Source organism: Microbacterium sp. C448 (genome assembly GCF_000582705.2).
In the GTDB taxonomy this organism is placed as follows: Bacteria; Actinomycetota; Actinomycetes; order Actinomycetales; family Microbacteriaceae; genus Microbacterium; species Microbacterium lacus_A.
The window spans coordinates 1-12253 of the sequence record NZ_HG779640.1 but is presented as its reverse complement, the minus strand read 5'-3'; the positions used below and the strand labels follow the sequence as shown (position 1 = coordinate 12253).

The 12253-nt window shown below is 66.3% G+C and carries 10 protein-coding genes; 8 read left to right on the top strand and 2 right to left on the bottom strand.

The annotated features are described in order from the left end of the window. The 3 genes from MIC448_RS06005 to rpsA form a co-directional block, all read left to right on the top strand. The coding region (locus MIC448_RS06005; protein ID WP_207875925.1) for a hypothetical protein at positions 1 to 239 on the top strand (239 nt) is incomplete at its 5' end. A 75-nt stretch (positions 240 to 314) separates the two neighbouring features. Continuing rightward, on the top strand, positions 315 to 992 hold the full coding sequence (locus tag MIC448_RS06000; protein WP_036297344.1) for a GAP family protein: 678 nt from the start codon (positions 315 to 317) through the stop codon (positions 990 to 992). 190 nt (positions 993 to 1182) lie between these two features. Beyond that, on the top strand, positions 1183 to 2631 hold the full coding sequence (gene rpsA, locus MIC448_RS05995) for a 30S ribosomal protein S1 (RefSeq protein ID WP_036297343.1): 1449 nt from the start codon (positions 1183 to 1185) through the stop codon (positions 2629 to 2631). Positions 2632 to 2738: 107 nt separating this feature from the next. Here the strand turns inward: rpsA and MIC448_RS05990 are convergent, their stop codons facing one another. Further along, positions 2739 to 3461: an SDR family oxidoreductase gene (locus tag MIC448_RS05990; protein WP_051513232.1), complete on the bottom strand. Its 723-nt coding sequence runs from the start codon at positions 3459 to 3461 to the stop codon at positions 2739 to 2741. A 62-nt stretch (positions 3462 to 3523) separates the two neighbouring features. On the opposite strand from MIC448_RS05990, the gene MIC448_RS05985 reads away from it, so the two are divergent. Genes MIC448_RS05985 through MIC448_RS05975 form a run of 3 tightly spaced genes read left to right on the top strand, consistent with a single transcriptional unit; the run spans position 3524 to position 8016 of the window. After that, a complete protein-coding gene (locus MIC448_RS05985; protein ID WP_051513230.1) occupies positions 3524 to 5158 on the top strand; it encodes an MFS transporter in 1635 nt (544 codons plus the stop codon). A gap of 51 nt (positions 5159 to 5209) precedes the next feature. Continuing rightward, on the top strand, positions 5210 to 6850 hold the full coding sequence (locus MIC448_RS05980) for a cell wall metabolism sensor histidine kinase WalK (RefSeq protein ID WP_051513228.1): 1641 nt from the start codon (positions 5210 to 5212) through the stop codon (positions 6848 to 6850). Beyond that, entirely contained in the window at positions 6850 to 8016 is a 1167-nt protein-coding gene (locus tag MIC448_RS05975) for a hypothetical protein (RefSeq protein WP_036297339.1), read from the top strand. Before MIC448_RS05980 ends, MIC448_RS05975 begins: the two co-directional genes overlap by 1 nt. 74 nt (positions 8017 to 8090) lie before the next feature. On the opposite strand, the gene MIC448_RS05970 is transcribed toward MIC448_RS05975, so the two are convergent. After that, a complete protein-coding gene (locus MIC448_RS05970; protein WP_036297348.1) occupies positions 8091 to 8897 on the bottom strand; it encodes a response regulator transcription factor in 807 nt (268 codons plus the stop codon). 590 nt (positions 8898 to 9487) lie between these two features. Between MIC448_RS05970 and coaE the strand changes: the two genes are divergently transcribed. Beyond that, complete coding sequence (gene coaE, locus MIC448_RS05965; protein WP_036297337.1) at positions 9488 to 10090, top strand: dephospho-CoA kinase; 603 nt, start codon at positions 9488 to 9490, stop codon at positions 10088 to 10090. 76 nt (positions 10091 to 10166) lie between these two features. Beyond that, positions 10167 to 12251, top strand: coding sequence for an excinuclease ABC subunit UvrB (uvrB, locus tag MIC448_RS05960; RefSeq protein ID WP_036297335.1), 2085 nt, complete (start codon positions 10167 to 10169; stop codon positions 12249 to 12251). The last annotated feature ends 2 nt before the right edge of the window (positions 12252 to 12253 follow it).

Genomic DNA, 12253 nt, shown 5'->3' with positions numbered 1-12253 from the left:
AACGGGCACGAGCCGCTGTGGCGGGCGCATTGGGACGCGGCGTGACGATCCGGCCCGAGCACGTCGCCTGGGTCGTTTCGGTGCTGCGGACTCGATACGCCGGAACGGCGCGCATCACGCGAGCTGCAGCCACGGCGCTCGTCGCCGAGTACATCGCCGAGTTGGCCCCCCGTGCAGGTGTCGATCCGAGGCGCGTGCGTCAGGACATGATGGCCTGGGTGGACGTCGAGCGCGCCTGATCCGCCGTCGTCCTGGCACACTTGCCGAGGGCCTGTCTCTCGACGTGACCCTGAGACCCGGGAAGGAGCGCGACGGTGGCCGAATGGCTGGTGCTCATCGCGCTCGGTTTGACCGTGGCCTTCACGACGATTCCGATCGTCACAACGATCATCGTCGTCCTCTCCGCCGGTGCTTCACGTCCGGGATGGCTCATCACGATCGGTTACGCGGCCGCTCTGCTCGTGATCGTCGGACTGTTCGCGGGTGTGCTGCACGCCGTGCGCCTGCCGAAGTTCGGCGACGAGACGTTGATCGGCTGGCTCGAGATCGTCGCCGGTGTGCTCATGGTGGTGCTCGGAATCATCCAGATCGTGCGGCGTCGCACCTCGCCGCCGCGCTCGTCGCCTCTGGTGCGCGGTGTACGCAACCTCACGCCGACGCTGACCGTCGCGCTCGGGGCCAGCTTCGCCATCCATCCCGAGGCGCTTCTGCTCACCGCCGCCGCGGCAACACGCGTCCGCCACGAGGACCCGCCCCTCTGGGTCCTGGTGATCATGTTGGCGGTCTTCGTGGCCGCCTCCGTGTCCACCGTCGCGGGCATCACGGTGCTGTTCTCCGTTGCGCGCGGAGGTGTGCGCGCCCGGATGGAACGATTCCAGGATTGGATCGAGCGCGATTCCGGAGCCGTGATGTCGGTGGTCCTCGTGCTCGTGGGAGTCTTCGTGCTGCTGCTCGGCACCGGCAATCTCGGCTGGCCCGGGATACGTCTCTAGACGAAGAGCGGGCACACTGCGGGCGACGGCGGCGTTCTGATACCCTTGACTGTCACTTCTGTGACGTTCTCGCCGCGCATGCGCGGCAACAAGAAATCCGCTTCGCCCGGCCCCGGGCATCCGTTCGTCCATATGGCGTTGGGATCAGGGTCGGAGCCCGACCATACAACCAACAAGGACAACCCACTACATGACTACCGCAACGACCGCCACGGCTCCCAAGCAGGTCGCGATCAACGACATCGGATCTGCTGAAGACTTCCTGGCCGCGGTCGAGAAGACCCTCAAGTTCTTCAACGACGGAGACCTCATCGAAGGCACCGTCGTGAAGATCGACCGCGACGAGGTCCTCCTCGACGTCGGGTACAAGACCGAGGGTGTCATCCCCTCGCGCGAACTTTCCATCAAGCACGACGTCGACCCCAATGAGGTCGTCAAGCTCGGCGACGCTGTCGAGGCTCTTGTTCTCCAGAAAGAGGACAAAGAGGGACGCCTCATCCTGTCCAAGAAGCGCGCTCAGTACGAGCGTGCCTGGGGCGACGTTGAGAAGATCAAGGAGAACGACGGTGTCGTCACCGGTCAGGTGATCGAGGTCGTCAAGGGCGGTCTGATCGTCGACATCGGACTCCGCGGCTTCCTGCCCGCCTCGCTCATCGACCTGCGTCGCGTCCGTGACCTCACGCCGTTCCTCGGCCAGGAGATCGAAGCGAAGATCCTCGAGCTCGACAAGAACCGCAACAACGTCGTTCTGAGCCGCCGCGCGCTGCTCGAGCAGACGCAATCGGAGTCGCGCACGAACTTCCTCAACGCGCTGCACAAGGGTCAGGTCCGCAAGGGCGTCGTCTCGTCGATCGTCAACTTCGGTGCGTTCGTCGACCTCGGTGGCGTGGACGGCCTCGTGCACGTCTCGGAGCTGTCGTGGAAGCACATCGAGCACGCCAGCGAGGTTGTCGAGGTCGGCCAGGAGGTCACCGTAGAGATCCTCGAGGTCGATCTCGACCGTGAGCGCGTCTCTCTGTCGCTCAAGGCGACGCAGGAAGACCCGTGGCAGGTATTCGCCCGCACCCACGCGATCGGTCAGGTCGCGCCGGGTAAGGTCACCAAGCTCGTTCCGTTCGGTGCGTTCGTTCGCGTCGCGGACGGCATCGAGGGCCTCGTGCACATCTCTGAGCTGTCGGGCAAGCACGTCGAGCTCGCCGAGCAGGTTGTCTCGGTCGGCGAAGAGGTATTCGTCAAGGTCATCGACATCGACCTCGAGCGTCGCCGCATCTCGCTCTCGCTCAAGCAGGCCAACGACTCGATCGACCCGTTCGGTACCGAGTTCGACCCGGCTCTGTACGGTATGGCGACCGAGTACGACGAGAACGGCGAGTACAAGTACCCCGAGGGCTTCGACGTCGAGACGCAGGCGTGGAAGGAAGGCTTCGACGCCGCCCGCGAAGCATGGGAGCAGGAGTACGCCGCTGCCCAGGCTCGCTGGGAGCACCACAAGGCTCTCGTCGCCAAGGCCGCCGAGGCCGAGGCTGCGGCGCCCGAGGCATCCGCGTCGTCGTCGTTCTCGAGCGAGTCGGCCGGAGCAGGTACGCTTGCTGACGACGAGTCGCTCGCGGCTCTTCGCGAGAAGCTCGCCGGCCGCTAAGCCGCGATTTCGCAACAACCGACAGGGGTCGGGGCCTTCGGGCCTCGGCCCCTGTGGTCGTTGAGCGAGGCCCCAAGGGCCGAGTCGAAACGCCTGCGGCGTTCGCTTCAGCCCCGGCGCACCTCGACGCGGGGCCGCACCGCGACATCCGTGATCTGCACATCGGCCGGTGCGTCCACGACGTGCCGCACTTCGCGGGCGACAGACTCCGGCCGGATGTAAACCTCGGGGTCGTACGTGCCGCCGGCCTCTGCCACCATGGTGCGCTGCATGGCGGTATCCGTCGGTCCCGGCGCGACCGTCACGACGCGGACGCGGTGCTCTTGCTCGTCCAGGCGCAGCACATCGGCGATCGCGCGGAGGGCGAACTTCGAGGCGGTGTAGATCGCGCTGCCGGCCGATGGTCGCGTGCCCGATCCCGACCCGATGAAGATGACCGTGCCCTGGGCGCGACGAATGAGCGGCAGCGTCGCCCGAGTGAGCAGCGCGGGCGATATGACGTTGATACGCAGCTGTCGTTCCCAGTCGTCCTCCGTCGCCTGTTCGACCGACCGAACGTCGGCGATTGCGGCGGCGTGCACGAGAACATCGAGACGATCCAGTCGGGCCGCCAGCCGCTCGACCGCCGCGGCATCGGTCAATTCCACGACCTGTGTTTCGGTTCCGGTCTCGGAGGCCAGCCGCGTCAGCGCATCGACGTCCCGTCCGACGGCGATCACACGGTGCGTGCGTGTGAGGTCCCGCACGATCGCACCGCCGATGCCGCCCGAGGCGCCCGTCACAAGAGCGAGAGGACGGGAATCGGATGCGGGGGCTGATTGTGCACTCATGCAACCTGTATACGCGACACGTGTGCGCGATGCCGGCAGCGGGCGGGCGATAACGTGATGCCATGACCGATGCCGTACCGCCGTCCGCCCCCGCTTCTCCGGATGCGGACACCCCCCGGCGCGCACCGTTGGTGCTCGCCGCGCTGATTCTGGCGGCGCTGGTATGCAACATCAACCTCGCGGCAGCAAACATCGCGCTGCCGGACATCGGTGACGCGTTCGGTGCCGGTCAGACATCCCTGAATCTCGTGGCGCTCGGGTGTTCGCTCGGGCTCGCGATGTCCGTGCTCTACCTGGGGGCCTTGGCGGACCGCTACGGCCGGAAACAGCTGCTGATGCTGGGGCTTGCGCTCACGCTCGTGGCGAGTCTCTTTTCGGCCTTCGCGCCCTCTGTCGAGCTCCTGATCGTCGCCCGCATCTTCACGGGGATCGCCGCGGGGATGGCGTACCCGACGACACTTTCGCTCATCACGGCGCTGTGGGCCAACGGTCCGAAACGCACCGGCGCCATCGCCCTCTGGTCGAGCGTCAGCGCCATGGCCACGGTCGTCGGCTCGGTGCTCGCGGGTCTTCTCCTGCAGATCTTCTGGTGGGGGTCGGCTTTCCTGCTCGCTCTGCCGTTCGCGGCCGTGGCGCTCGTACTCGTCGTCATCCTCGTGCCCGCTCACGTGAAGGAATCCAGCGACCCGGTCGACCATCGCGGCGGGGTGCTCGCAACTCTCGCCATCGCCGCGCTCGTGCTCGGCATCAGCATGGTCTTCGCGCCCGGTCAGGTGCTCACCGGCGCGGTCCTGCTCGTCGCGGCGCTGGTTCTGCTGGTGCTGTTCGGGTGGCGTCAGGCCGTGACGAAGCATCCGCTCTACGATCTGCGCGTCGCGCGGCGGCGCCTCTTCTGGGTGCCGGCCGCCGCGGGCACGATCGTGTTCGGCTCGCTCATGGGGGCGATGTTCGTCGGTCAGCAGTTTCTGCAGAACATCCTCGGATACAACACCCTCGCGGCCGGGCTCGCGGTTGTTCCCGCGGCCGTCGGTCTGCTGGCGATCGCCCCGATCTCGGCGCGCCTCGTCACCTCGCACGGCTCTCGGGTGACGATGCTCGTCGGTTACGCGCTCGTGTTCGTCGGATTTGTGACCATGCTCTTCTGGCGTGAACAGACGCCGTACCCGCTGATCGGATTCGGGTTCCTCGTCATCGGTGCGGGAGCCGCGTTCGCGATGACGCCCGCCTCACGCGCTCTGACCGAGAGCACGCCCGTCCGTCGCGTGGGCATGGCCTCTGCGACCTCCGATCTGCAACGCGACCTCGGCGGCTCCATCATGCAGGCCCTGCTCGGCGCGATTCTGGCGAGCGGCTTCGCGGCTGCTTTCGCGCGTTCGATCGCCGCGAGTTCCGAGGCCTCGCAGATCAGCGACAGCGTCACGCGGGCGCTCCAGGCATCCTTCGCCTCGGCCCTGCACGTCGCCGATCAGTACCCGCAGTACAAGACGGAGATTCTCGCCGCGGCGAGTCACAGCCTGGTCTCGGGCGCTCTCGCGGCCTACCTCGTCGGCGCCATCGCGATCGCGCTCGGCGCGTGTCTGGTGGCGTTCTTCCTTCCCCCGCATGCCCGGGAACGTGAGCTGGTGGCCCAGTACGAAATGCAGGACACGTCGGGTATGCCAGATCCGAGGGATTCCGTTGCGCCGAAGCGGGGGTAGCGGTCTGCGTGGCTCGCACTTCGGCGGCCGCCGGCGCGGTAAGTTTCAGCAATGACCTCCGACGCCGCACTCGCGCGGCGCTCACGCATCAACGACAGTGTCCGCGAACGCACGGTGCTGCAGAATCAGGTTCTGCTCGGCAGCATCGTCTTGATCGGGGCCCTCGTGATCCTCGCTCTCGGCCAGGCGCAAAACCTCGACGCTTTCCTCATCGGCATCGCCATTGTGTTCGCGACAACGGGAGTCGCACTCATCGTTCCCTGGAACCGGCTCGCGCCGGTCGTGAGCGTCGCCATTCCCGCTGCAGACATCGTTGCGATCGCCATCCTCAGATACGCCTCGCCCGACTCGGGGCTGGGGATATTGTGGGCATTCCCCGCGATGTGGATCGCTTACATGTACGGGGTCGTCGGGACGGTGCTGGCGGTCGTCAGCGTCTCACTTTTCTTCTGGGTGCTGATCGCGATCAGCCCGGGCCAGGGGCTGACCGCCACTTCTCTCCTGCTGCCCATATCGGTGGCAGCCGTCGCAACCATCGCGTACCTGGCAGCCCGCCGCTCCGGGGCGCAGCGCGAGCTGCTCGACAAACAGACACGCAACCTCGAACGTTCGGTCGAGCGCGCTCGGCGCCAGGAAGACATCGTGACGGATGCGTTGGATGCCGTCGACTTCGGTGTGATCCGCATCTCACCGGACGGTTCGCTCGCCGTCACGAACGAGGCCCACGCTCGGCTTCAGCGCGCGAGGTCCAAGGGTGCCGAGGCTGCCGCTTTCGGAGCGGATGGCGTTACGCGCCTGCTCGCCGACGAGATGCCGCTCGCTCGCGCCCGCGCCGGCGAACTCTTCGAGAACGAGCTGGTCTGGTACGGCGAACCGGGTGACGACTCCCGTCGCGCGCTGAGCATGACCGCTCGTCGCATCCAGGACGTCAACGGTCAGGATGCCGGCACCATCGTGATCTCTCGCGACGTGACGACGGAAGAGCTCGCCCTTCGTGCGCGCGAAGACCTCGTGGCATCCGTATCGCACGAGCTGCGCACGCCGTTGACGTCCATCATCGGATACCTCGACCTCGCCCTGGACGAAGATTCCCTCGCGCCGACGGCACGACGAAGCCTCGAGGTCGCCGAGCGCAACGCGACCCGTCTGCTCGAACTGGTGTCCGACATCCTCACCGTGTCCGCAGCGTCCCGACAGGGCGTGGACCTCACCGTCACACCGCAGATGTCGGATCTGGCGGAGGTGGTGATGGCGTCGATCGAGGCGGTCATTCCTCCGGCGGGGGAGCGACGCATCACGATCGATGCTTCCGGCGTCGAACCCGCGATGGCGTATGCGGATCCGCACCGTATCCGTCAGGTGATGGACAATCTGCTCTCGAACGCGGTGAAGTACAACGACGACGGTGGTCACATCGAGGTGGGTCTCACTTCCGACGGCCTGCACGCCTGGATCATCGTCCGCGACGACGGCCCGGGTATCAGCGAGCAGGAGCTGCCGCGTCTGTTCGAGCGCTTCTTCCGCGCGGATGCCGTCCGCAAGACGACGACGCACGGAAGCGGGCTGGGGCTCGCCATCACGCGAGACATCGTGCGCGCCTCCGGCGGCGAGATCACCGTCCAGACACGAGCCGGCGAGGGAGCGACGTTCATCGTCCGACTGCCCGCCACCGACCCGCGGGGAGAAGCCTGATGGTCTTCGACATGTTCTCGATCTCGATCTGCACGGCGGTCGTCGTGGTCGTCGCGGGGGTGCAGTTCGTCCTCGACACCGTGCTGCGACGCGACACGGGCGCCGGTCGGATCTGGTCGCTCGCCTTCATCGCGGCCATCCTGACGACCCTCTGCTACCTGGCTTGGGTCGCCTCGGGCGAGGCGGGACTCGCCATCGCGATCGGTAACGCGTCGTTCGTCGTGGGAACAGGCTGCCTATGGGTGGGGTCCCGCAGTTACAACGGTCGCTCGTTGAAAGTCTCCGCATGGATCGTCGCGGGGTCTGCCGCTGCGGCGTTCATCGCGACCCTCGTCGCAGGACCGGACGGCGGGGACTGGGCGGGAGCGCTCGTGATGTTCATCGCTCTCGCCGTCCTGGCGGGCTTGGGTGCGGTCGAGTCGCGTCGTGCGGCGATGGGGCGCAGTGCCTCCACGGTCGCGCTGACGCTCGTGCTCGGCGCGCAGAGCCTGTACTACGTCGCACGCTCCATCGTCTTCGCGCTGCTAGGCCCGACGGATGAATTCTTCCTGACGTGGTTCGGATCGATCACGACGTCGTTCCTCACCATCATCCTGACGATCGTGGCCGTCGTGTCGATGTCGGTGCTTCGGTCCGGGCAGGCACGCCTGCGCGGGCGCGGCGACAGCACGACCCTGCTCCTGGATTCCGACGGGCTGTACGACGACGAGTCGTTCGCCAAGCTGTTCGGCGACCTGACACACCGGGCCGCGGCATTCAGCGAGCGGATCGCTGTGATCTCGGTCCGACTCGTTGATCTGCCCCAGATCGCGACCGCCTTCGGCACCGTCGAGGCGCAGGACATCGCGCACGCGTGGCGGGTCGGTACGCGTCGCTACGCGCCCACCTCGGCGATCGTCGGCCACGCGGGATCGACGGGCATCGTCATCGCTCTGCAACCGTCCTCGATTGGGGACGCGCGCCGCGTCGCAAGCCGGATACACCGTCGTCTGCTGGACGACTTCGGGTCGATCGGAACGTCGGTGGTTCCCGTTCTCGGTGTGGGCATCGCTGTCAGCGACATCGCGGGCTACGACTCGGAGGCGCTGTTGACAGCGGCGAACGACGCGGCCGTGCGCTCGGCTTCGAGTCCGGATGCTTCCGTGATGATCGCCGGCGCCGTCTGAGTCCGAGCCCGCACGGAACGAGTTCAGACGCCGAACGAGTTCAGGCGCCGAACAAGTTCAGGCGCCGATAGTGATCAGGCAGATGTCAGGCGGTAGCCGACGCCGCGGATCGTCTCGATCCAGCGCGGCTTCGCCGCAGATTTGCCGAGCTTGCGCCGGAGGTTCGCGACGTGTACCTCGATCGCGCGCACATCGTGTTCGCTCACGAAGCCGCTCCCGCCCGCGTATCGTTCGCCACGGAGCATGAGTGCGAGGTCGTCCTTGCCGACGACACGGCGGCCGGCCGAGAGGAGGTCCGCCATGATGTCGAACTCGCTGCGCGTCAATTCGACTTCTGCACCGTCGACCATGGCGATGCGCATCTCGGGATGAAGGCGAAGACCGCGGTGCTCGTACCATCCGTCGGAGTCATCCTGTTGCGACGCAGCGGTCGGTGTGCTGTTCGCCGCTGCTGCCGCGGCCACCGCGGAGGGCGCTGACTCGATGGGGGTGACCGTGGCCGGTGCCGCGGTGCGCGGTCGCCGCATCATGGCCTCGATGCGGGCTCGGAGCTCTCGCGGGCGGAAAGGCTTCGTGACGTAGTCATCAGCCCCGGCCTGGAGTCCCTGCAACGTGTCGATCTCGTCGGCACGGGCGGTGAGCATGACGATGTAGGTGTCGCTGACCTCGCGAATCCGCTTGGCCGTCTCGAAGCCGTCGATTCCGGGCATGCTGACATCGAGGGTCGTCACGACCGGTTGGTGCTCTCGAACCAGCTCGATCCCGTCCATGCCAGAGGATGCCGCGTGCACCACAAATCCGGCCTGCTCGAGGACCTGCGAGATCAGCACGCGTATGTCCGTGTCGTCCTCGATGACCACCGCGACGCCCGAGTTCGACACCAACACCCCTCCTGGCCAGGCACGCGTGACGGAAGGTGCGCTGACTTCGGTGATGATATCCCAGAAGACTCTTCTGAATGCTTCCCCAGGCATTCGTGTCCTAACTGTCGAGGGGTGGATGCCGCGGGCTGAGACCGATTCGGGTGGTCTCGCGCGCGACGAGTTGGTACATACGGGCCCGCCGCCGTCCAGTCCCTGTGCTCGACGTCTCCCCAGACGTGTGTCGTTGCATGGCGTGCTGAACCCGTCAGGACTCAGAGGCATGCGGTCGCGAGCGACGTGGTCGGACGGCTGGCGCCGGCACCGATGTATCGAATAGCGAGATCCCCCCGGCTCTCGCTCTTCTCTTTACTGCTGCCCGAGAATCCAACGCCCCCCGCGTCGTTTTCTCGTGCTGTTTATTCGTACGTTGTCGCGGCTCGCGGTCCTCATCTTCGACCCGCTCGGTGCGACAGATATGACGTTAGGGGGTGAGTCTCAAGGGCGGCTCAGTCCGCGCTCAGGGTCGTCTTCAGGTCGCGTCTTGAGCCGATCCTGAGGTTTGCGGGGTCGCGTGCTCGCGTCGCTTTCGGGCATGGCATGCTCGATCCATGCCCCTTATCGCACTCACGGGAGGCATCGCGGCGGGCAAGTCGACGATCGCCCGTCGTCTTGCCGAACACGGTGCCGTCATCGTCGATGCCGACGCCATCGTGCGCGAGGTTCAGGCTCCTGGATCCGTAGTGCTCGAGCACATTGCACAAACGTTCGGCACCGACGTCATCCGGTCTGACGGATCTTTGGATCGCGCGGCGCTCGGTGCCATCGTGTTCGGCGACGATGCCGCTGTCGCTCGACTCAACCGCATCGTCCATCCCGCCGTCCGTATCCGATCCCAGGAACGCTTCGCCGAGGCGCGCGAGGCGGATCCCGACGGCGTGGTGGTCTACGACGTTCCACTGCTTGCTGAAGCCCGGGCGGGCGACCCCTGGGACCTTGTCGTGGTTGCGCACGCACCGGCGGACGTGCGTGCCGCCCGTTTGGTCACGGAGCGCGGCCTCACAGCAGACGAAGCCGCGCGTCGCATCGCATCGCAGGTCTCCGACGACGAGCGGCTCGCCATCGCCGACGTTGTCATCGATACGGCCGGCACGATCGAGCACACACTCGAGCAGACGGACGCCCTCTGGGAGCGGCTGAGCGTCGCATCCTGATTCCGCCGCTCCTCTCCGGCGTGCGCGGAGCGCGAACAGCAGAGCCGGTGTCGGAGCCCCCGCTTAGGCTCGAAGCATGCAGACCACGCGCAGCGTGCGGCCGTTCGAGGTCGTCAGCGAGTACCAGCCCTCGGGTGACCAGCCCACAGCCATCGCGGATCTCGCTCAGCGCATCAATGCGGGCGAGACCGACGTCGTGCTGCTCGGCGCAACGGGTACGGGCAAGTCGGCGACAACGGCGTGGCTGATCGAGCAGGTGCAGCGGCCGACTCTGATCCTGGCGCACAACAAGACCCTGGCCGCGCAGTTGGCGAACGAGTTCCGCGAACTCATGCCCAACAACGCCGTCGAGTATTTCGTCTCGTACTACGACTACTACCAGCCCGAGGCGTACGTTCCGCAGACCGATACGTTCATCGAGAAAGACAGCTCGATCAACTCCGAGGTCGAGCGGCTCCGTCACTCGACGACCAACTCGCTGCTGTCGCGGCGCGATGTGGTCGTGGTGTCCACGGTCTCCTGCATCTATGGTCTGGGTGCCCCGGAGGAGTATCTGCGCGCGATGGTCGCGCTTCAGGTGGGGGAGCGCTACGACCGCGATGCCCTGATCCGCAAGTTCATCTCGATGCAGTACAACCGCAATGACGTCGACTTCTCGCGCGGCAACTTCCGCGTGCGGGGTGACACGATCGAGATCATTCCGGTCTACGAGGAGTATGCGATCCGCATCGAATTGTTCGGTGACGAGATCGAGGCGCTGTACCGCCTGCATCCGCTGACCGGCGATGTCCTCGAGAAGCTGGACGCCGTCCCGATCTTTCCCGCTTCGCACTATGTCGCGGGAACGGACGTCATGCAGCGCGCGATCGGCACGATCGAGACCGAGCTCGAGGAGCGTCTGAAAGAGCTCGAGGGTCAGGGCAAGTTGCTGGAGGCCCAGCGGTTGCGCATGCGCACGACGTTCGACCTCGAGATGATGCAGCAGCTCGGCTTCTGCTCCGGGATCGAGAACTACTCCCGGCACATCGACGTCCGCGGGCCAGGAGAGGCACCGCACTGCCTGCTCGACTTCTTCCCCGATGATTTTCTCGTCGTGATCGACGAGTCCCATGTCACCGTTCCCCAGATCGGGGCGATGTACGAGGGGGATGCCTCACGCAAGCGCACCCTCGTCGACCATGGCTTCCGCCTCCCGAGCGCGATGGACAATCGCCCCCTGCGGTGGGACGAGTTCAAGAACCGCGTCGGCCAGACGGTGTACCTGTCGGCGACGCCGGGTCGGTACGAGATGGGCATCGCGGACGGCATCGTCGAGCAGATCATCCGTCCGACGGGGCTCGTCGATCCGCAGATCATCGTCAAACCCGCCAAGGGACAGATCGATGACCTGCTCGAGCAGATCCGGCTGCGCGTCGAGCGCGACGAGCGCGTGCTGGTGACGACCCTCACGAAGAAGATGTCGGAAGAGCTAACGGACTTCCTGGGTGAGCACGGCGTGCGCGTGCGTTACCTGCACTCCGATGTCGACACGCTCCGTCGCGTGGAGTTGTTGACCGAGTTGCGAGCCGGTGTCTACGACGTCCTGGTCGGCATCAACCTGCTCCGTGAGGGGCTCGACTTGCCCGAGGTCTCGCTCGTGGCGATCCTCGACGCCGACAAAGAGGGGTTCCTGCGGTCCGGGACATCCCTGATCCAGACCATCGGTCGCGCGGCTCGAAACGTGTCCGGCGAGGTGCACATGTACGCCGACCGGATCACCGACTCGATGCGCAAGGCGATCGACGAGACGGATCGTCGCCGCGAGAAGCAGGTCGCGTACAACCTCGAGCACGGAATCGATCCGACCCCGTTGCGCAAGCGCATCGCGGACATCACCGAGGTGCTGGCGCGCGAAGGTGCCGACACCGCCGAGATGCTCTCGAAGCGCGAGGCCGGGCGAGGGAAAGGCAAGGCGCCGACCCCCCGATCGCTCAGCACGAAGGGCCACCAGGGGATCGCGGCCGAGGGCGCGGATCAGCTCGAGGCGACGATCGGCGACCTCAGCGCGCAGATGCTCGCAGCCGCGTCGGAGCTGAAGTTCGAACTCGCGGCGCGTCTGCGCGACGAGGTCCAAGACCTCAAGCGCGAGCTGCGGGCGATGGAGCGCGCCGGGCACGCCTGATC